We start from the raw sequence: 19,144 nt of genomic DNA, 5'->3' as shown, positions 1-19,144 counted from the left end.
ATCTGGTCCTTCGGACCATCCCGGAACGACGAAACGCAACCTTAAGTACAATGGCAAGAGCAGCAAAATCCAAAACGCTTCGTGACGTCGCCGACCTCACCAAGGCGCAGGCCAAGGTCGAGCACATGCGGCTATCGCTCGAGATCGAGGGGCACAACGAGCGCTACTTTCAGGAGGACGCGCCCACCGTCACCGACGCCGAATACGACGCGTTGCGCCAGCGCCTCAATGCGATCGAGAAACGCTTTCCGGAATTCGTCAGCGGGGATTCGCCGTCGCAGAAGGTCGGCGCGGCGCCGTCAGGGCGCTTCAGGAAGGTCCAGCATTCCGTTCCGATGCTGTCGCTGGACAACGCTTTTGCGGAAGAGGACGTGCGCGACTTCGTCGGCCGGATCGTGCGCTTCCTGAAGCTCGACGACGACAACGTCAATTTCTCCGCCGAGCCAAAGATCGACGGTCTGTCGATGTCTCTGCGCTACGAGGGCGGCGAGCTTGTCACCGCGGCGACGCGTGGCGACGGTGCGGTCGGTGAGGACGTCACCGCCAACATCCGTACGCTCGAAGACGTGCCGCACAAGCTGAAGGGCCGCAACGTCCCCGACATCTGCGAGGTGCGCGGCGAGGTCTACATGACCAAGAAGGCCTTCCTCGCACTCAACGAGCGGCAGAAGGCAGCCGGCGACACCATCTTCGCCAATCCGCGCAATTCGGCCGCGGGCTCGTTGCGGCAGAAGGATCCGACCATCACCGCATCGCGCCCACTCGGCTTCTTCGCCTATGCCTGGGGCGAGATGAGCGCGATGCCCGAGGATGCGCAGAGCGGCATGATCCACTGGTTCGAGCGCTGCGGCTTCAAGACCAATCCGCTGACGAAGCTCTGTCACTCCGTCGAGGAGTTGCTCGCCTTCCATCACTCCATCGAGGAGCAGCGCGCAAAGCTCGACTACGACATCGACGGCGTCGTCTACAAGGTCGACCGCATCGACTGGCAGGAGCGGCTCGGCTTCGTCTCGCGCACGCCGCGATGGGCGATTGCGCACAAATTCCCGGCCGAGCGCGCCATGACGGTGCTCCGCGGCATCGAAATCCAGGTCGGCCGCACCGGCTCGTTCACGCCGGTCGGCAAGCTCGAGCCGATCGGCGTCGGCGGCGTGATCGTGCAGAATGTCACGCTGCACAACGAGGACTACATCAAGGGCATCGGCAACAAGGGCGAGAGCTTGCGCGATGGCCGCGACATCAGGATCGGCGACACCGTCGTGATCCAGCGCGCCGGCGACGTCATTCCGCAGGTGGTGGACGTCGTCCTCGACAAGCGGCCGAAGAGCGCCAAGGAATTCCATTTTCCGAAGAAGTGCCCGTGTCCGCTGCACACCGACGTCGTGCGCGGGGAGACGGCCGCCGGCGAAGAGGAGGCGCGCGCTCGCTGCACCGGCGAATTTGCCTGCCCCTATCAGAAGATCGAGCATCTCAAGCTGTTCGTGTCGCGGCGCGCCTTCGACATCGACGGTCTCGGCGAGAAGCAGCTGCAGTACTTCTTCGACGAGGGATGGGTGAAAGAGCCCTCCGACATCTTCACGCTGGAGCAGCGCAACGCGAAGCTCAAGCTCGAGGAGATCGAGGGCTACGGCGCGGCCTCGGTGCGCAATCTGTTCGGCGCCATCGAGAGCCGGCGCAGAATCGCGCTGGAGCGCTTCATTTATGCGCTCGGCATGCGTCATGTCGGCGAGACCACGGCCTTGGCGCTCGCGCGCGGCTATGGCTCCTGGGACGCCTTCCACGATGCCTGCCTCAAGGTTGCCAAGGGCGACGAGGAGGCGATGGCGGAGATGGACGCGCTCGACCAGATCGGCGACACCGTGATCAAAAGCATCGCCGATTATTTCGGCGAGAGCCACAATCGTGGCATCGTCGAGCGGTTGACCAAGGAGGTCGAGATTGTCGATGCCGAGAAGCCGAAGAGCAATTCCGCCGTCGCCGGCAAGACGGTGGTGTTCACCGGCTCGCTGGAGAAGATGACGCGCGACGAAGCCAAGGCGACCGCGGAGCGGTTAGGGGCGAAAGTGTCGGGCTCGGTGTCGAAGAAGACCGATCTCGTCGTTGCCGGTCCCGGTGCGGGCTCGAAGCTCGCGGAAGCCAACAAGCACGGCGTCAAGGTGCTGACCGAGGACGAGTGGCTGAAGCTGATCGGGGAGTGAGGCCTCTCCTCGTCATTGCGAGGAGCGTAGCGACGAAGCAATCCAGAATCTTTCCGCGGTGACAGTCTGGATTGCTTCGCTTCGCTCGCAATGACGGAGAGAGGGCGCGCGTCCCCTCACATCATCCCGCTCTCTTCCTCCTCCGCCTGCTCGATCAGCGTCTTGCTCACCACCAATTCCCGCCGCGGCACGACGAAGATCATCATGCAGACGCAGAGCAGCGAGATGGCGAGAACAGCCGAGGTCAGCGGCAGCGTCGTTGCGGAATGGCCGCCGAGATAGGCGCCGAATTGCGACATCAGCGCGCCGATCCCTTGCTGGAGGAAGCCCATCGCGCCTGACGCGGTGCCGGCGGCTTCGGGACGGATGCTGATCGCACCGGCCGCGGAATTCGCCATCACGAAGGCATTGCCGACCATCACGATCATCTGCGTGCCGAACAGCCAGGCCGGCGCCTCGTTCCAGCCGGTGAAACTCCAGAGCAGGTTCAACAGGCTGCCGCACAGCTGCAGGGCGAGTCCGAACCAGATCAGCTTTTCCAGCGAGTGCCGCGGCGCAAAGCGTACGCAGAGCAGATTGCCCACGAGATACGCAAATCCCGTCGTGGCGAACCACGCGCCGTATTCGGCGCTGGTCCGACCCATCTGCGTCACGACGATGTAGGGGCCGCCGCCGGCGAAGGTGAAGATGATCTGGGACGCCAGCACCTGGCACATCACATAGCCGATGAAGGCGCGGCTCTTGATCAGGGTGCGAACGTCGCTGCGAAAGCCGCCGCTGCCGACCGCGCGGTTGCGGCGCGTCTCGGGCAGCGCGATCGCGATGCCGACGGCGACTGCAAGCGCGCCGATCGTGACTGCGTAGAAGATCGCGCGCCAGCCGAACGCAGTCTCGATCAGGCCGCCGGTGAGCGGCGACACCATCTGGCCGATCATCAGGGCTGCGATCACGAGGCTGATCATGGAGGCGACGCGGTCGCGCTCGTAGATGTCGCGGATGATGGCGCGACTCACCACCATGCCGGAGGCGCCGCCGAGCGCCTGGAAGAAGCGCGCTGCGATCAGCTGCGGCAGGGTTTCTGCGAAGATGCAGGCGACGCTTGCCGCCACCATCAGCGCGAGACCGGAGAGCAGCACCGGGCGACGGCCGAACTTGTCCGACAGCGGCCCCATGATCAGCTGCGACAGCGCGATGCCGACCATGTAGAGCGACACCGTCATCTGCGCGATCGAGATGTCGCGGCCGAACGTCGTCGCCAGCACGGGCAGCGCCGGAACCAGAATGTAAAGCGAGATCGGCGCGATCCCGGTCATGACGACCAGCAGCAGCAACACCACGCGCGAGGTCGCGATGTTTGTCGTCGCCGCCTCCGGCGGCCTGCTGATCATGCCGTGCATGTGTGTCCGTCTTTCGAAGTCGAATCGGACTGTAGCGTGCTTGCACAAGACGGAAATCGACGTTTCGGAATGCGGCTATACCGATTCCGGGACTGTTATAATAACAGCGCGGTGGTGCCTGATTGGGCGCGTCGCTCGCGCCTCTAAGACGGTGTCATTCCCCGCGAAAGCGGGGAATCCAGTACGCCGAGGCTTTTCCGGATACGTTTGTCGTCTCTGGAATACTGGATGCCCACCTTCGCGGGGCATGACGGCAGTGGGCGGGAGAAGCAGCCTTGCGCAAACCGCGTAGCGCCATGCGCGGCGCTACGTCAGCTCCGCCGTGGCCTGATCCAGCCACGCCTTCGTCGCCTCATCCAGCGCCGGCCCAACTTCAGTGCGGACGCGGGCGTGGTAGGCATTGAGCCAGGCGAGCTCGTCGCGGTTCAGCATCGCTGTGTCGATCAGCCGGCGGTCGATTGGCGCCAGCGTCAGCGTCTCGAACGCGTTCATCGGTTTCTCGGCACCCTTGATGTCGGCGGCGACCACCAGTTCGAGGTTCTCGATGCGGATGCCAAAACCGTCGGTTTTGTAGTAGCCGGGCTCGTTGGAGAGGATCATGCCGCGCTTCAGCGGCGTGGTGCCGAGCTTCGAGATCCGCGCCGGGCCTTCGTGCACACTGAGATAGCTGCCGACGCCGTGGCCGGTGCCGTGCTCGAAATCGACGCCGGCGGCCCAGAGATATTGCCGCGCCAGCGTGTCGAGCTGCGCGCCGGTGGTGCCGTCGGGAAACACCGCGCGCGCGATCGCGATATGGCCGCGCAGCACGCGGGTGAAGCGGTCGCGCATCTCGTCCGTCGGCTCGCCCACCGCCATGGTGCGGGTGACGTCGGTGGTGCCGTCTTCATACTGCGCGCCGGAATCGATCAGCAGCAGGTCGCCAGGCGCGATCCGCCGGTTGCTCCTGCGGGTGACGCGGTAGTGCACGATGGCGCCGTTCGGACCGGTGCCGGAGATGGTCGGGAACGACACGTCCTTCAGCGCGCCGGTGTCGCGGCGGAACGTCTCCAGCGCCTCGACTGCGTCGATCTCGGTGAGCTTGCCGCTTGGCGCCTCGCGATCGATGAAGGCGAGGAAACGCGCCAGTGCGATTGCGTCACGGCGGTGCGCCGTCTGCGTGCCCTTGATCTCGGTCGCGTTCTTCACCGCCTTGAGCAACGCGATCGGATCGCTGCCGCGCACCGGCTTGCCGCCACCGCCCGTGATCAACCGGCTCAGCGCGTCGGCTGCGGTGGCGTTGTCGAGCGCAATCGCAGCGCCGCTCTTGGCGAGCGCCATCAGCGTCGGCGTCAGCGCATCGGGCTCGCGCACGTCGGCGGATTGCTCGAGATGATCACGCGAGAGGTTGGAGAGCTTGCGATGGTCGATGAACACGGTCGGCCGCCCGACCTTGGGCACCAGCGCGTAGGACAGCGGCAATGGCGTATGCGCGACGTCGGCGCCGCGGATGTTGAAGGTCCAGGCCACCGCATGGCTATCCGACAGCACCAGCGCGTCGGCGCCTAATTTCTCGATCTCGCTCTTGATCTGGGCCACCTTCTCGGCCTCGGCGACGCCGGCATATTGCAGGCCGTGGATCGCGACCGGCGCGACTGGTGGCTGCGGCCGGTCCTGCCAGACCGCGTCGACCGGATTGCTGTCGACCGCGACCAGTTCGGCACCGGCCTTGGCGCAGGCGGCCGAGAGGCGCTCGGCTGCCGCAAAAGTGTGCAGCCACGGATCAAATCCCAGGCGATCGCCGGACTTGAGATGCGCCGAGACCCAGCTCTCCGGGGGCGGATCGATCAGCGACTCCACCGCCCACGCCTTGGCGTCGACCTGTTTGGCCGCCTGGATCGTGTAACGGCCGTCGACGAACAATGCAGCTTCCTGAGTCAGCACCACGGCGAGCCCGGCCGAGCCGGTAAAGCCGGTCAGCCAGGCGAGCCGCTCTTCGGAGGGCGCTACATACTCGTTCTGCTGCTGATCGGCGCGCGGAATGACGAAGCCGCTCAGCTTGCGGCGGGCGAGTTCTTCGCGGAGTGCGGCGAGCCGCGCCGCCAATGCGACGCCGGCCTCGGGCTCTTCGAATGTCTGGAAGTGCGCTTCGAACATGGCTCAGTTTAGGATCATGGCGATCAGTCCGCAATGTAGACGCATTTGGGGTCGCATCTGGCATGGACTGTGCTTGAAAATGTTCCATTCGAATTGAGTGGAGTAAAGGGTGCGGCTGTTGCGCTTCGTCCGGATAACAGGGAAATTCGAGCAAGTGGTTCATCTCAACGGCGAGGGGACACACGATGCCAGCGTTCACGTTTGAGAAGATTTCGCCGCCGGCGCGCCGCGCGCCCGCCGCAACGACACCGAAGAAGCCGCGCGGCCTCATCAGCCAGATGATGGATCGCGTCGCCGAGCGCCGCGCGAGGCGGGCGTTGCAGGACGAGGGCCCGATGCATCAGGACGACAAGCCGGCGGAGTAGCGTCGACGGCACCTATGCCGGCTTACCCCATCTTCCGCAGCAGCAGGCTGCTCCACCCCTCGATCCGCAGGTGCCGCAACGGCACGAGGCCGCGCGCGCGGTAGGCGGCGATCACGGCGGGAGCCTGGTGGGTCAACAGGCCGGAGAGGATGACGCGGGCACCGGGCGCGAGATGCCGGACCATCGGACCCGCCAATTGGCGTAACGGATTGGCAAGGATGTTGGCCAGCACCAGGTCGAACGGGCCGCTTTTGGCAAAGTCCGGCGCGGCGAAGCCGGTGGCCCGGATTACCCGCACATCATGACCGGCTTCGTTCAGGGCCGCGTTCTCGGCCGCGACCCGCACCGAAGGCGGGTCGATGTCGGAGGCCAGCACCGCGCGATGCAGCGCCTTGGCCGCCGCGATCCCCAGCACGCCGGTTCCGGTACCGAGGTCGAGCACGCGCTTCGGCCGCGCGTGCTTCAGGACATGGTCAAGCAGAAGTAAACAGCCACGCGTGGTGCCGTGGTGGCCGGTGCCGAAGGCGAGCGCCGCCTCGATCTCGATGGCGAGCTTGTTTGGCGCCACGCGGTCGCGGTCATGGCTGCCATGGACGACGAATCGTCCGGCCGGCACCGGGACGAGGTCTTCGAGGCTCGCCTTGACCCAGTCCTTGGCCTCGATTGTGTCGAAGGCAAGCGTGGCCGCGATGTCATTTCCTGCTGACGTTGCAACGAGTTCGCGCAGCAATTCCTGATCCGGCGCCTCGGCGAAATGCAGCGTGACGTCCCATTCTCCGTCCGGCCGCTCGAAGGCGGCGACGGCCGCATCGCCGTCGAAAAACACTTCAGTAAGCACGTCGACAACACGCTTGGCGGCAGCCTCGTTGCCGGTCGAAAAGCTGGCGCGATAGGTGGGGGAAGACTGCATTCTAGGGTTCCGTCAGGTTCAATTTTTGGAACTTTTGTTCCAAATTTTCCGTATAACTTGCAGTTCCCAGTTAACTTGACCGCAGGTTGTTCTCCGTAGATTTCCGGATGTTGGAACCAACCAGCACACCCTCAAATGGAAACGGAGGCGAATCTTGAAGCGCATGATTTCGAAATTCTGGTCCGATGAGTCCGGGGCAACCGCGATCGAATACGGTCTGATCGCGGCCGGTATCGCGCTGGCGATCATCACCGTAGTGAACAGCCTGGGCACCACGCTGAACGACAAGTTTGCTTCGATTAGCACCTCCTTGAAGTAATTTCTGCCTCCCGTTTCCCAGCGGGGGCACCTTTCTTCATAGATGGCTTTTTCGACGACCGCCCGCTGGGGGAATTGCCCTCTGGCGGGCGAAGCCGTTTTGGGGAGCAAGCGAAGCCCGTTATTGCTGGCCGCGCCCACAGGCGCTCCACTCATGCTCCGGGGGGCGATCCACCGGCTCATACCTGACTTATCCAGCCCTTTCTCCACAGCCTGATCCCCGGGGGTGTGAACCAGCCGTCGCGCCAGCCTTCCACGGCTTCACCACAGCTCTGCCAACAGGCTTGTCCACACCCCGTCCACAGACCTATCCACGGCTTGCGAACAGGCCGCGGTGATCCCTTAAAATCGCCTGTGCTGCGTTGTGGCCGGGGGCGCCGGTGACGCCGCCGCCGGGGTGGGCGCCGGAGCCGCAGTGATAGAGGCCTCTGAGGGGGCCGCGGTAATCGGCATGGCCCAGCATCGGCCGCGCCGAGAACAGCTGGTTCAGCGTCAGCGCGCCGTGGAAGATGTCGCCCCCTAACAGCCCGAACTGCCGCTCGAGATCGAGCGGGGAGAGGATCTGGCGTCCGAGCACGCTTGTTCCAAAGCCGGGCGCGTAGCTGTCCACCGTCGCGATCATGAGATCGGCGACCTCCTCGCGATGGTCGTCCCAGGACTTGCCGTCGGGAAGCTCCGGCGCGACGTGCTGGCAGAACAGGCTCGCGACGTGGTGCCCCGCGGGCGCGAGCGTGTCGTCGAGCGTCGAGGGGATCAGCATCTCGACGATGGGCTGACGGCTCCAGCCGTGCGCCCGCGCATCGAGATACGCGCGGTCCATATAGCCGAGGCTCGGCGCCAGGATGATGCCGGAGGTGAGATGATCGCCAGCGCCCGGCAGCGCCGTGAAGGAGGGCAGGCGGTCCAGCGCCACGTTCATGCGGAAGGTGCCGGAGCCGTTCTTCCAGTGGCGGATGCGGGCGAGGAAATCCTGGGGCAGGGCGTCGGCCGCGACGAGCCGCGTATAGAGCAGCTTTGGATTGACGTTCGCCGCGACATATTTTGCGCGGATCGCCCTGCCGTTCTCCAGCACCACGCCGACGGCGCGGTCGCGCTCGACGATCACCTCACGCACGCCGGCATCGGTATCGATCGTGACGCCCCGAGCCCGCGCGGCGCGCGCCATCGCCTGCGTGATCGCGCCCATGCCGCCGATGGCGTGGCCCCAGACGCCCTTCTTGCCGTTCACCTCGCCGAAGGCGTGATGCAGCATCACATAGGCCGATCCGGCGGCGTAAGGGCTGGCATAATTACCGACGATGGCATCGAAGCCGAACAGAGCCTTGACCAGATCATGCTCGAACCGCTCGTCCAGCATCTCGCCGGCGGAGCGGGTGAAGAGATCGAGCAGGCTGCGGCTTTGCTCCAGCGTCAATCCGCGCAGGATGTTGGCCGTCGTCAACGCGTTCGCGGCCTCGCGGATGGCGCCAATGCCGAAACTGCCGAGCAGGTTCGGCGGCGCGCGCAGCACGAACTGCCGCAGCACGTCGGCGATGTCCTCGAGCTCGCGCGAAAACCGGTCGAGCGCGTCGGCATCGCGCGCGCTGAGCCGCGCGACGGATGCCTTGGTCCGGCCCTCGCCGGTGAGGAGATAGTTGCCGTCGGGCGCAGGCAGAAAATTTTGCGCGCGCCGCTCGACCACGCGCAAGCCCTGCTCGGCCAGCCCTAAGTCGCTGATGACCTGCGGATTGAGCAGGCTCACAGTGTAGGCCGCGACCGAGTTGCGGAAGCCCGGATGAAACTCCTCCGTGACCGCCGCCCCGCCGACCACCTTGCGGCGCTCGACCACATGCACACGCAAGCCCGCCGCCGCGAGATAGGCCGCGCAGGTGAGGCCATTATGGCCAGCGCCGATGATGACGACGTCGGTATCGCTCATGAAAGGTTTCTGAATGTTCCGCTGTCATTCCGGGATGGTCCGCAGGACCAGACCCGGAATCTCGAGATTCCGGGTTCGATGCTGACGCATCGTCCCGGAATGACAGCTGTATATCAGGCATTTCCCTACGCAACATCACCACGGGACCATTAACATCATGAGACCATTTATTGCCCGTTCAGGCGCGGTGTGCTCCATTGCGCGCGCCCGGCGCCCGCCGGGGTAAGCCGGAGCTTCCATGGATTCGATCGTGCAACCCGCCGCCACGGAGCAGCCATCCTCGTCGCGCAACCGGCTGCTGCTGACGGTCTACACCGCCGCGATTTTCGTCAGTGCGCTCTTGCTGTTCTCGGTGCAGCCGCTGTTCACGAAAATGGTGCTGCCGCGGCTCGGTGGCTCGCCGGCGGTGTGGTCGGTGGCGATGGTGTTTTTCCAGTCGCTGTTGCTGGCGGGCTATGCCTATGCGCATCTCCTGATGCAGATCAAAAGCCGCGTGGTTCCAATCGTGATGCATCTGGTATTGCTGATCGCGGCCTTCGTCACGCTGCCGCTCGGCATCGCCAGCGCCTATGGCGAGCCCCCCAGCACCGGCTACGCATTCTGGTTGCTCGGCCTGTTCGTGATGTCGATCGGGCTGCCGTTCTTCGCGCTTGCCGCCAACAATCCGCTGTTGCAGGCCTGGTTCGTCCGCACCGGCCATCCTGACGGGCATGATCCGTACTTCCTTTATGCCTCCTCCAACATCGGCAGCTTTCTCGCGCTGTTGTCCTATCCGTTCCTGCTGGAACCGATATTCACGCTGCACACGCAGGACCGGCTCTGGACTGGCGGCTATGGCGTTTTGATCCTGCTGATCGCGGCCTGTGGCGTGCTGCTGCTGCGCTCGCCGAAGCTCGCGGTGGCCGACGCGCGAACCGAGGACGCAAACGCGCCGGCGCCGACGCTGGTGACACGGCTGCGGTGGATATTCCTCGCCGCGGTGCCATCCGGTCTGCTCATCGCAGTCACCGCGCATATCTCGACCGACGTCGCGGCGGCGCCGCTGCTGTGGGTGCTGCCGCTGTCGCTGTATCTGCTGACCTGGGTGGTCGTGTTCCAGTCGCGGCCGCTGCTGCCGCACAAATGGATGCTGATGCTGCAGCCGGTCGCGATCGCGGGCGTCATCTTCCTTCTCGCCTTCGGCGGCGAGCAGAATTTGCTGCTCACGCTCGGCGGCCATCAATTGTGCTTCTTCGTCATCGCCATGGCCTGTCACGGCGAACTGGCGCGGACCCGGCCCGCAGCCAAATATCTCACCGGCTTCTATGTCGCGCTGTCGTTCGGCGGCATGGTCGGCGGCCTCTTTGCTGGTCTCTTCGCGCCCTTCACCTTCTCATGGATCGCTGAATATCCAATCCTGGTCGCGCTCGCCGCGCTGTGCCGGCCGTCGGCGAACGAGCGCCTTGCGGGCATTGTGAGATGGTACTGGCTGGCGCTTGCCGTGCTCGCGGCGGCGCTCGTTGCACCGTCCTACATGACGGGCGATCTTTCGACCTGGTTCGAGGATCACCGCGTCTGGGTCGCCGGGGCCGTCGGCGTGCTCGCAGCGCTTCTGGCGCTGGCGCTCAACGCGGATCGCTGGAAGATATTTGCCACCGTCGCGCTGGCGCTGGCCCTGACGCGGATCTATCCGGCCGACGAGGGCCGTGTCACCACGGTGCGCAGCTTCTTCGGCGTGCACAAGATCGTGGTGACGCCGGGCGGCTATTTCCACGTGCTGATGCACGGCACCACCATTCACGGCGCTGAACGCTTCCTCAACAATGACGGCGCGCCGGTCACCGGCCGGCCCGAGCCAATCACCTATTACCACAAGGACGGTGGCATCGGTCAGGCCATCACCGCGATCCGCGAGCGCAAGGGCGCGCCGTTGAAGGTCGCTGCAATCGGCGTCGGATCGGGCACGCTCGCCTGCGCCGCAGCGCCCGGCGAGGACTGGAAATTCTTCGAGATCGACCAGTCCATGGTCGATGCCGCACGCGACCCGAAGAATTTCCGCTACATCTCGAGCTGCCTGCCGGATTTGAAGCCGGTGATCGGGGACGCACGCCTCACCTTCGCCAGGGAGCCCGACGGCGTCTACGACCTCATCATCGTCGATGCCTATTCGTCGGATGCGATCCCGATCCATCTCGCGACCGAGGAGGCGATGAAGATCTACAAGGACAAGCTCGCTCCGCATGGCGCGGTGGTGATGCACGTCTCCAACCGGCATCTCGATCTCGAGCCCGTTGTGGTCGGCATTGCCGATGCCAACGATCTGAAGAGCTGGGTCTACGACGAGGATTCGGGCCGCGACGCCGACTACATCTTCTCGACCGATGTCGTCATCTCCGCGCGCGAGGCTGATGACGTCGGCAAGCTGGCGTCCTCCAAGCAATGGGAGGAGACCGACGCGGACGAGAAGGTGCGGGTTTGGACCGACGACTATTCCAACATCCTGGGCGCGCTGTATCGGCGTCTGCGGTTCGGAGAGCAGTAACGCCGAGACTTACGGCTCGACCGGGGTCCCCGCCGGCAGCGCCAAGCCCTTCTCGCCGGCGACCTGCCGCAACAGATCCGGCCGGTCCGAGATGATGCCGTCGACGCCCATCTCAATCATCCGCACCATGTCGTCGGGCTTGTTGACGGTCCAGACCACCACGCGCAACCCTAGCGTATGCGCTTCTGCGACAAGCGCTGCGGTCACGTCGCCGAAATAGGGCGACCACACGGCACCGCCCGCGGCCTTGATCGTGCGCGGCAGCGAGCCGCCGTGATCGGCCGGGCTGTAACCCGCCGTCCAGTTGGTAGCCTTGTCGAGGACGACGGTCGGTGCCGAGCCGCGCTGCAGCGTCAGATACACGGTCGGAATTGTCGGGGCCTGCCGCTGGACCAGCAGCAGGGTCCGCCAGTCGAACGACTGGATCATGACACGGTCGGACAACTTCTCGCCTGCGATCACCCCGAGCAGCTTTGCGACGAAGGCCTGGGGCTCCAGCGATTGATCCGGACGGTCCGGATCGATCTTGGTCTCGATATTGAAACGCACGCGTTCGTTGCCCGACTTGCGTACCAGCGCGAACAGCTCCTTCAGCGTGGGAATGCGGGTCCCCGGCACGGCGCGCTGGTCAGGAAACTGCTTTGCGTAGGCGCTGTCCGGCCGGATCTGTCCGACGTCGTAGGTCCTGACATCGGCGAACCGCAGCTTCACGAAGGGTGTGCCGGGCGCAGCGACATAGGCGCCGGTCGCATCCCGCGCGAGATCGGGATTGAGCCCGCGCTCATGCGACACGACGACCTCGCCGTCGGCGGTCACGCCGACATCGAGCTCGAGCGTCTCCACGCCCATCGTGAGGGCATTGGCAAAGGCCGGCAGGGTGTTTTCCGGCATCAGCGCTCGCCCGCCGCGATGCGCCTCGATATCGAACGCCATGGCCCCTCCCGCACCGAGAAGACAGATCGTGCCGAGTAAGAGTGCACGACGGAATGACATCATGAACCGCGACGAGCAAGAGGGAGGCAGCTTGTGCCGCAATGCCTGACCGACCAATAGTCGGCATCAGCAGCGCCGTCCACCGGGCAAGGCCGGGGCAGCGTCAGGGCGAAGCAGAAAAATGCGCCGGAGATCCCGCGCTCAGCGGTCGGGCACGGCGGCCGCAAGTTGGTCGATGGTGGGATGCGGCTTTGACAGGCGCGGCATGTTGAACGGGCTGTCGTCCTCGCCGAGGTCGTTGAGGAAGTCGTGCACTGCGTCCTCGATGAATCCTTTGACCTGATCCGAGCCGCGGTCGCTGAGATCGTTGTGCTGGAACTCGGTCCTGACCACCTGGATGCCGGCCTTGGCACAGGTCTCGTCGTCGGGGACGACGCCGGGATCTGGCTTGAACTGCGGATCCTTCGAGCGGAAGGACAGGATCTTGACCTTGCCGTCGGTGACGAAGGGCACGCGCAGATTGTCGAGCGTGACGACCTTCTTCACCAGATCCGGATGCAGTTTTGCGAAATACATCGAGATGTCGCCGCCGTTGGAATGTCCCACCAGGGTCAAATGTCGGTAATCCGCGTTCGGATAGTCCTTCTTGAGCTGCTCGATCGTGAACAGAATGTTGGCGATACCGCGATTGTACTGCGAGCGGCGGCCGACATATTCCTCGCCGGTCTTCGTCACCATGGGATCGTCGGTCGACAGATCGTGCTGGATGCTGACGACGAGATAGCCACGGGCCGCGAACGTGTTGGTGAGGAACGAATACTCGGTGTGCTTGACCGTGTTTCCGTGGCTGAGGATCACGACCGGAAGGTCGATCATTTCCGCCAGTGATTCCATCTCACGGTCGCGGCGCACGGAGACCTCAACGGTCACGTCGCGGTCGCCGCGCAGAATGTCGGCGAACGCCAGGGTGCTGTGGTGGATCGCCCATTTGCCGGCAACGAAATAGAAGAAGCCGATCAGCGCTGCGGCTGAGGCGAAAACAGCAATGCCTCGCTTCATGACAGTCTCCGCATCCGGGGTTCAATCGCATGGGCGGGACCCGATGCGCAGCCGGTCTCGATGCCGGGCTCAGCGCAAACCTCCCGCCGGACGCCCATGCTCAATGAATGGGCGGACCCTATTGCGGGCTTTTTACAGCCGGATGACCGGGCTTGCCGGGGCGACCAACGGCCCGGATTCTCTCGCAAAAGTGAGGGGACTGGCCGTTTTCGGTTCTGTTGCGGCAGCTGGGGCAAGACCTGTTGAAACTCCAGGCGATTAGCTTGGGTTGCGCTCGTCTGGCGGGTATGTACTGATAGCCGCCGTGGAATCCCAGCCCGTGCAACAGAAACGCGATCACCGCATCATTCGCAGCCGGCATTTTCACAAGATGCAGCGGCGACATTTCATCATTTTCGACGTTTTGCCCTTCGTCGGCACGCTGATTGCGCTGGGCCTGCTGTTCTACCGTCCGATCGGCATCGTTGAGCTCAGCCTGTTCTTCGGCTTCTGGCTGATCACCGGGCTTGGGCTGACCGTCGGCTATCACCGCCTGTTCACCCATCGCGCCTTTGCCACCTCGACCGCGATGAGCGCGATCCTGATCGCGATGGGCTCGATGGCCGGGCGCGGCCCGATGCTGTCCTGGGCCGCCATGCACCGGCGGCACCACGAACTGTCCGACCACGATGGCGATCTGCATTCGCCGCGTCTGCATGGCGACGGCATGCTCGGTCGGCTGCGCGGCTTCCTGCACGCGCATTTGACCTGGATGATCGCGCACGACTATCCCAACGTCGCCCTTTATGTGCCGGATCTGATGGCCAGCCGCACCCTGGTCGCCGTCAACAGCTACTACTACAGCTGGGTCGCGCTCGGCCTGTTGCTGCCGGCGGCCATCGGCGGTTTGGCCACGATGAGCCTGTGGGGCGCGTTGACGGGCCTGCTGTGGGGCGGTGTGGTGCGCATGTTCGTGGTCGAGCAGACCATGTCCGCCATCAACTCCATCATGCACACTTTTGGCGCGCAGCCCTTCGTCACCCGTGACGACAACAGCCGCAATCTCGGCCTGATGGCCTGGCTCGCCTGGGGCGAGGGCTGGCACAACAACCACCACGCCTTCCCATATTCGGCGGCCTTCGGCCTGCGCTGGTTCGAGTTCGATCCCGGCTTCATCTTCATCCGAGCGCTGGAGGCGCTCGGGCTCGCCTGGGACGTCAAGGTGCCAAGCGAGGAGAAGATCGCGCGGCGCATGCTACGCCAGCCGGGCGATGCGGCGCCTGATCTGGAAACGGGTTAGGGAACGGCGGCCGGCGATGACGGCGCAGCGCTGAACCGATGCTGTTCAACGACTATCCTTTCCTCCTGGTGTTCCTTCCGGCGGCGCTGCTGACCTACCGCCTGGTCGATCCCTATCCGCGCTTGCGCATCGGCGTGCAGGTGGCACTGTCGCTGGCCTTCTACGCCTGGGGAAGTCCGTCCTTCATCCTGCTCGTGATCGCCTCGATCGCCATCAACTGGCTCGCCTCGGTCGCCTATGGGCGGGCGAAATGGAAGGCGGTGGTGACGCTCGTCATCGCGCTCGATATCGGCGTGCTGGCGCTGTTCAAATACGCCAACTTCATCCTCGGCAATCTCGGGCATGTGCTGGGTACCACGCTGCCGACGCTCGACATCGGGTTGCCGCTCGGCATCTCCTTCTTCACCTTCCACCACATCATGTATCTGGTTGATCTGAAACGCGGCAAGGCGCCGCTCTACGCGCTCGATCGCTATGCGCTCTACATCGCCTTCTTCCCGCAGGCGATCGCAGGCCCGCTGGCGCGCTGGTCGGAGGTGATGCATCAGTTCGGCAGGCAGGTCTATGCGCCGGGCTGGCAGCGTCAATTCTGCATCGCGATTTGCTTCATCGCGCTCGGCCTGTTCCAGAAGGTCGTGATCGCCGACAGCATCGCGCACCTGCTCGATCCGATCTACACGCAGGCGGCGGCTGGGCCGCTTGCAAGCGGCGACAGCTGGCTCGCCTTCTGCTTCTCGTTTCAGATCCTGTTCGACTTCTCCGGCTATTCCGACATCGCGATCGGCCTTGGCCTGCTGTTCGGCGTGCAGCTGCCCTACAATTTCAATGCGCCGCTGCGCTCGACCAACATCCAGGATTTCTGGCAGCGCTGGCACATCACGCTGATGCTGTTCCTGCGCGATTATGTCTTCTATCCGCTGGTCAATCTGCGCCTTCTGCCGCGGCGCTGGTTGCCGGTGCAGTTCTTCGGCGCAATGCTGATCACCATGGCGCTGTGCGGCTTGTGGCATGGGGCGAGCTGGGCTTTTGTGTTGTGGGGGGTGTTGCACGGTCTTGCGCAGGTCGCTTGTTCGTTGTGGCGGCGCTATGGCCCGCACTTCCCGTCATGGCTCGGCTGGGCGCTGACCGTGCTGTTCGTGCTGGCAACCGGCGTGATCTTTCGCGCCGGCTCGGTCGAAGCTGCCTGGCATGTCTTCGCCGGGCTCGTCCAGCCATTGCCGCTCGCGCGCGGGCAGCACCTTTGGCCGCTGATCGTGGCGCCGTTGTTCGCCTTCCTGTTGCCGGCGAGCCAGGACATCGTCGCGTTCTTCACGCGCCGCCCGAGTCCTTTCCTTGCGGGCTTGCTCGGGATTTGCCTTTTCGCTTTGCTGCTCCACATGGGTGGTCGGGATCTCCATGAATTCGTCTACTTCAAGTTCTGAGACCGATCCCGGCTGGGGGAGGTGCATCACAGCCTGCATGGGCACGCTGATCGGTGCGGCCGTGCTGGTGCTGGCCCTGATGGTGATCGTCGATCCCTATGACAGCGGCAAGCTCGGTCTGCTCAGCATCGACGGCGTCGACAATCGCCTCACCCAGATCACGGCCGCGAGCCGCGCCCGAGACCCGAATTTCAACGCCGCCATCCTCGGCAACTCGACGGCGCAGATGATCGAGCCGGCGGAATTGTCTCGCGCCACGGGCCTGCACTTCGTGCAGCTCTACACCACCGGCTCGGCTCCGCGCGAGCAGCTCGCGGTGCTCGACTTCTTCCTGCGCAATCACAAGCAGATCCGTGCGCTGGTGCTCGCGGCTGATCCCGGCTGGTGCGTGCATGCGCGGCCGAAGGAGGAGGGCGCTTCGTTCCCCTATTGGCTCTATGACAGAAGCGTCGTCACGTACGCGGTGCGGCTGATCTCCTGGCAGGCGATCGAGCAGGCCTTTCAGCGGCTCAGCATCGGGCTTGGCTGGCGGCCGCGGATGAATCCGGACGGCTTTGTCAGCTATGAGGACATCTGGCCGCCCGGCCAATTCAAGCAGCTTGGCTGGCCCAGGGATCCTGCGCCGGCTGCATCCGCAGAGACGCGGGGGACATTTCCCGAGATCGCTGCGCTGGTCGAGATCGTCAGGAAGCTGCCGGCCGACGTGCCCATCGTCATCATCGTGCCGCCGACTTTCGCGGCCACCGTGCCGGAGCCCGGCACGGATGTGGCGCTGGAGCGCGGCGCTTGCGACGCCGCGTTGAAAACCGTCATCGCGGGGCGTCCGCGCAGCAATTTCATCAGCTATCGTGTCGGCAACGAGCTGACCCGCGACCGCGACAACTTTGCGGATTTCATCCACTATCGCCCGAAACTCGCACGCCGGATCGAGCAAGGCATTATCGCGAGCCTGCGCGATGGCGAGAGCGCGCAGATCGATTTCTGAGCCGGCTCAGCCGACTTCCTCAAACCCACCGTCGAGCCAGAGCCTGCGCGCGAGCTTGCGTTGGATCTTGCCGCTGGTGGTTTTTGGCAGCGCGCCGGGACGGATCAGCGCGATATGTCGCGCGGAGAGCTCGTGGCTCTCGGCGATAGCCTCGCGGATCTGGCCCTTGATCTCGCCGGTATCGATCGAGTGGCGCGCGGTGCGTTCGACCTCCTGGACGATGACAAGATCCTCCTCGCCATGTTCGTCCGGCACCGAAAAGGCCGCACCGCAGTTCTCGCGCAAGGCGCTGTCTTGCGACTGCACTGTGCGCTCGATGTCCTGGGGATAGTGGTTGATACCACGGATGATGATGAGATCCTTGATCCGGCCGGTGACGAACAATTCGCCTGTGTGATCGAGGAAGCCGAGGTCGCCGGTGCGCAGCCACCGGCCATCCTCGCCCGCAATCTTCGCATTGAGCTCTTCGCGCGTCGCCGCATCGTTGCGCCAATAGGCGCGGGCGACATTGGCGCCGCTGACCCAGATTTCGCCGACACCGTCTGCGGCAAGCCGCTGGCGGCTCTCTGGATTCACGATGGCGATCTGCTCGCCGGTCAGCGCGCAGCCGCAACCGACCACGAGCTGCGCGTCGCCGGGATCCGCCGGCGCCTCGGCCGCATGGGCCTGAAGTGCGGCGCGGCTGACGCTGCGCATGACGTGGCCACCGCCGCGTGTCCCTCCGGAAATCAGGAGCGTGGCTTCCGCCATGCCATAGGCGGGATAGATCGCGCGCGGATCGAAGCCGTGCGGCGCAAATGTTTCGATGAAGTGCGCGATGGTATCGGCGCGCACCGGCTCCGCGCCGTTGAGCGCGATCCGGAGCGACGACAGGTCCACGCCGTCCATCTGATCGACGCGGTAGCGGCTGACGCAGAGGTCGAAGCCGAAATTGGGCCCGCAGGCGACCTCCGCCCGATAATGCGAGATCGCGCGCAGCCAGCCGAGTGGCCGCTGCATGAACGCGTTCGGCGCCATCAGCACGCAGGTCGCGCCGACATAGAGCGCCTGCAGCGCGTTCAGGATCAGCCCCATGTCATGATAGAGCGGCACCCAGTTGACATAGGTCGATTGCCTGGTGTTGCCGAGCGCGATCCGGATCATCTCGAGATTGGCGAGCAGATTGGCGTGGCTCACCATCACGCCCTTCGGCTCGGAGGTCGAGCCGGAGGTGTATTGCAGGAACGCGATGTCGTCGGGCGCAGGCTCTTGCAAGTCGACCGTCGCGCCGGCCGCTTCGGTGAGGTCGACTTCGATCCACCGGATATTCTCCTGCGCGAAGCGCGCCTGCAGATCACCGCGCAGGGCGAAAGTCGAAGTGGTCAGCGCGAGCGCCGGCGTGCAATTGGCGAGGATCGCGGCGCTGGAATCGCGCGCGCTGTTTCGCCGAGGCATCATCATCGGTACGGCGATGATACCGGCCATCAGGCAGCCGAAGAACGCCACCATGAACTCGATACCCGGCGGAAACACCAGGATCGCGCGGTCTCCGGGCTGCGCGGATGCGATCAGGCGCGCCGCGAGCGCGGTTGCGGTCTCACGCAATTGACGGAAGGTGAGGGCTGCTTCCTCCGTCCCGCGATCGGAGATGAAGACATAGGCGCGATCATCGGCCTGCTCCGCTGCCCGCCGGGCCAGCAGCGCGACGAGCGAGCGGAGGTTATCCAT

General features: G+C 64.6%; 14 protein-coding genes. 7 read left to right on the top strand and 7 right to left on the bottom strand.

Features of this window, described 5'->3' with window-relative positions; all coding sequences use genetic code 11:
* Positions 1-50: 50 nt before the first annotated feature.
* Complete coding sequence (ligA, locus tag JJC00_RS29800) at positions 51-2,198, top strand: NAD-dependent DNA ligase LigA (protein ID WP_200469387.1); 2,148 nt, start codon at positions 51-53, stop codon at positions 2,196-2,198.
* 116 nt (positions 2,199-2,314) lie between these two features.
* Here the strand turns inward: ligA and JJC00_RS29795 are convergent, their stop codons facing one another.
* On the bottom strand, positions 2,315-3,595 hold the full coding sequence (locus JJC00_RS29795) for a multidrug effflux MFS transporter (RefSeq protein ID WP_200469386.1): 1,281 nt from the start codon (positions 3,593-3,595) through the stop codon (positions 2,315-2,317).
* A gap of 306 nt (positions 3,596-3,901) precedes the next feature.
* The gene (locus JJC00_RS29790; RefSeq protein ID WP_200469385.1) at positions 3,902-5,728 is read right to left on the bottom strand and encodes an aminopeptidase P family protein; all 1,827 of its coding nucleotides are present in this window, start codon (positions 5,726-5,728) and stop codon (positions 3,902-3,904) included.
* 185 nt (positions 5,729-5,913) lie between these two features.
* Here JJC00_RS29790 and JJC00_RS29785 point away from each other — a divergent pair, with 185 nt between their 5' ends.
* Complete coding sequence (locus tag JJC00_RS29785) at positions 5,914-6,093, top strand: hypothetical protein (RefSeq protein ID WP_200469384.1); 180 nt, start codon at positions 5,914-5,916, stop codon at positions 6,091-6,093.
* Positions 6,094-6,115: 22 nt separating this feature from the next.
* Here JJC00_RS29785 and JJC00_RS29780 read toward each other — a convergent pair whose 3' ends face one another.
* Positions 6,116-7,003 carry a 50S ribosomal protein L11 methyltransferase gene (locus JJC00_RS29780; protein ID WP_200469383.1) on the bottom strand — a complete coding sequence of 296 codons (888 nt, stop codon included), beginning with the start codon at positions 7,001-7,003 and terminating at the stop codon, positions 6,116-6,118.
* Positions 7,004-7,166: 163 nt separating this feature from the next.
* Between JJC00_RS29780 and JJC00_RS29775 the strand changes: the two genes are divergently transcribed.
* Entirely contained in the window at positions 7,167-7,322 is a 156-nt protein-coding gene (locus JJC00_RS29775) for a Flp family type IVb pilin (RefSeq protein ID WP_433996535.1), read from the top strand.
* A gap of 306 nt (positions 7,323-7,628) precedes the next feature.
* Here JJC00_RS29775 and JJC00_RS29770 read toward each other — a convergent pair whose 3' ends face one another.
* The gene (locus JJC00_RS29770; protein ID WP_200469381.1) at positions 7,629-9,239 is read right to left on the bottom strand and encodes a phytoene desaturase family protein; all 1,611 of its coding nucleotides are present in this window, start codon (positions 9,237-9,239) and stop codon (positions 7,629-7,631) included.
* Positions 9,240-9,477: 238 nt separating this feature from the next.
* Here JJC00_RS29770 and JJC00_RS29765 point away from each other — a divergent pair, with 238 nt between their 5' ends.
* Positions 9,478-11,760, top strand: coding sequence for a fused MFS/spermidine synthase (locus tag JJC00_RS29765; RefSeq protein ID WP_200469380.1), 2,283 nt, complete (start codon positions 9,478-9,480; stop codon positions 11,758-11,760).
* 9 nt (positions 11,761-11,769) lie between these two features.
* On the opposite strand, the gene JJC00_RS29760 is transcribed toward JJC00_RS29765, so the two are convergent.
* Entirely contained in the window at positions 11,770-12,693 is a 924-nt protein-coding gene (locus JJC00_RS29760) for a glycerophosphodiester phosphodiesterase (protein WP_246773972.1), read from the bottom strand.
* Between the two features lie 201 nt (positions 12,694-12,894).
* A complete protein-coding gene (locus JJC00_RS29755; RefSeq protein ID WP_200469378.1) occupies positions 12,895-13,752 on the bottom strand; it encodes an alpha/beta fold hydrolase in 858 nt (285 codons plus the stop codon).
* Between the two features lie 319 nt (positions 13,753-14,071).
* Between JJC00_RS29755 and JJC00_RS29750 the strand changes: the two genes are divergently transcribed.
* From JJC00_RS29750 to JJC00_RS29740, 3 genes are read left to right on the top strand one after another with little or no spacing between them, the layout of a single operon-like run.
* Positions 14,072-15,031 (top strand): acyl-CoA desaturase, encoded by a 960-nt coding sequence (locus JJC00_RS29750; RefSeq protein WP_246773971.1) that lies wholly within the window; start codon positions 14,072-14,074, stop codon positions 15,029-15,031.
* A gap of 38 nt (positions 15,032-15,069) precedes the next feature.
* Positions 15,070-16,452 carry an MBOAT family O-acyltransferase gene (locus JJC00_RS29745; protein WP_200469377.1) on the top strand — a complete coding sequence of 461 codons (1,383 nt, stop codon included), beginning with the start codon at positions 15,070-15,072 and terminating at the stop codon, positions 16,450-16,452.
* A 37-nt stretch (positions 16,453-16,489) separates the two neighbouring features.
* Complete coding sequence (locus JJC00_RS29740) at positions 16,490-17,437, top strand: hypothetical protein (RefSeq protein WP_246773970.1); 948 nt, start codon at positions 16,490-16,492, stop codon at positions 17,435-17,437.
* A gap of 6 nt (positions 17,438-17,443) precedes the next feature.
* On the opposite strand, the gene JJC00_RS29735 is transcribed toward JJC00_RS29740, so the two are convergent.
* Positions 17,444-19,144 (bottom strand): fatty acyl-AMP ligase, encoded by a 1,701-nt coding sequence (locus JJC00_RS29735; RefSeq protein WP_200469375.1) that lies wholly within the window; start codon positions 19,142-19,144, stop codon positions 17,444-17,446.

The organism is Bradyrhizobium diazoefficiens, from assembly GCF_016616885.1.
Lineage (GTDB): Bacteria > Pseudomonadota > Alphaproteobacteria > Rhizobiales > Xanthobacteraceae > Bradyrhizobium > Bradyrhizobium diazoefficiens_F.
This window is presented reverse-complemented; position numbering and strand designations above follow the sequence as displayed.

Bases quoted from the DNA above. Each gene is read 5' to 3' on its own strand.
- JJC00_RS29740 (WP_246773970.1), top strand. From the start codon at position 16,490: ATGGGCACGCTGATCGGTGCGGCCGTGCTGGTGCTGGCCCTGATGGTG.
- JJC00_RS29770 (WP_200469381.1), bottom strand. From the start codon at position 9,239: ATGAGCGATACCGACGTCGTCATCATCGGCGCTGGCCATAATGGCCTC.
- JJC00_RS29785 (WP_200469384.1), top strand. From the start codon at position 5,914: ATGCCAGCGTTCACGTTTGAGAAGATTTCGCCGCCGGCGCGCCGCGCG.
- JJC00_RS29795 (WP_200469386.1), bottom strand. From the start codon at position 3,595: ATGCACGGCATGATCAGCAGGCCGCCGGAGGCGGCGACGACAAACATC.
- JJC00_RS29790 (WP_200469385.1), bottom strand. From the start codon at position 5,728: ATGTTCGAAGCGCACTTCCAGACATTCGAAGAGCCCGAGGCCGGCGTC.
- JJC00_RS29745 (WP_200469377.1), top strand. From the start codon at position 15,070: ATGCTGTTCAACGACTATCCTTTCCTCCTGGTGTTCCTTCCGGCGGCG.
- JJC00_RS29755 (WP_200469378.1), bottom strand. From the start codon at position 13,752: ATGAAGCGAGGCATTGCTGTTTTCGCCTCAGCCGCAGCGCTGATCGGC.
- JJC00_RS29765 (WP_200469380.1), top strand. From the start codon at position 9,478: ATGGATTCGATCGTGCAACCCGCCGCCACGGAGCAGCCATCCTCGTCG.
- JJC00_RS29780 (WP_200469383.1), bottom strand. From the start codon at position 7,003: ATGCAGTCTTCCCCCACCTATCGCGCCAGCTTTTCGACCGGCAACGAG.
- JJC00_RS29775 (WP_433996535.1), top strand. From the start codon at position 7,167: ATGATTTCGAAATTCTGGTCCGATGAGTCCGGGGCAACCGCGATCGAA.
- JJC00_RS29735 (WP_200469375.1), bottom strand. From the start codon at position 19,144: ATGGATAACCTCCGCTCGCTCGTCGCGCTGCTGGCCCGGCGGGCAGCG.
- JJC00_RS29760 (WP_246773972.1), bottom strand. From the start codon at position 12,693: ATGGCGTTCGATATCGAGGCGCATCGCGGCGGGCGAGCGCTGATGCCG.
- ligA (WP_200469387.1), top strand. From the start codon at position 51: ATGGCAAGAGCAGCAAAATCCAAAACGCTTCGTGACGTCGCCGACCTC.